We start from the raw sequence: 685 nt of genomic DNA on the forward strand, positions 1-685 counted from the left end.
GCCAAAGGCCGGCTGACGGTTGAGCAGGATCCGCTGGGGGCGGTGACGGCGTATCAGTACGACGACGCCGGACACTTGGTGGCGTTGTTTCCCGGGGATGATGAGCCGACGTCCTACGAGCATGACAATGGCTTCGTACGGGTTGTAAGGCGGGGTCTGGCGGTCTGGAAGTACGAGCGTAACGACCAGGGCGATGTCATTCGTAAGATCGATCCCGACGGACATGTTACGGATTACAGCTACGACAAATACGGGCAACTGGTTGGGGTTTGGTACCCGGATCACAATTGCCATCGGCTGGTGTGGAATGAGCGGGGGCAACTGGTTGAGGAGCAGTTGCCCAATGGCGGGATCAAGCGGTATCGCTATGACGATCTTGGCCGTCAGGTGGCGCGCGAGGATGAGCATGGCGCGCTGACCCAGTATCAGTGGGACTGCGTGGGTCGATTGGTTCGCGTGGTGCTGCCCGGTGGGGCATGTCGGGAATACAGCTACAACCCTTACGGCAAAATCACCGCCGAACGCGATGAGCTGGGGCATGTCACCCGCTACGAATACGCCGACGGGTTGCACCTGATCAGTCGGCGCATCAACGCTGATGGCACTCAGGTCAAGTACCGCTACGATAACGTGCGGTTATTGCTGACCGAGATCGAAAACGAGGTTGGCGAGACCTACCGACTTG

The 685-nt window shown here is 59.1% G+C and carries 1 pseudogene; it reads left to right on the top strand.

From position 1 onward, the window contains the following. A pseudogene (locus Q8X51_RS32150) lies at window positions 1–685 on the top strand (type IV secretion protein Rhs); the annotation flags it as partial.

Origin of the sequence: Pseudomonas sp. Yb2C2 (assembly GCF_052112325.1) — a bacterium.
Lineage (GTDB): Bacteria > Pseudomonadota > Gammaproteobacteria > Pseudomonadales > Pseudomonadaceae > Aquipseudomonas > Aquipseudomonas marginalis.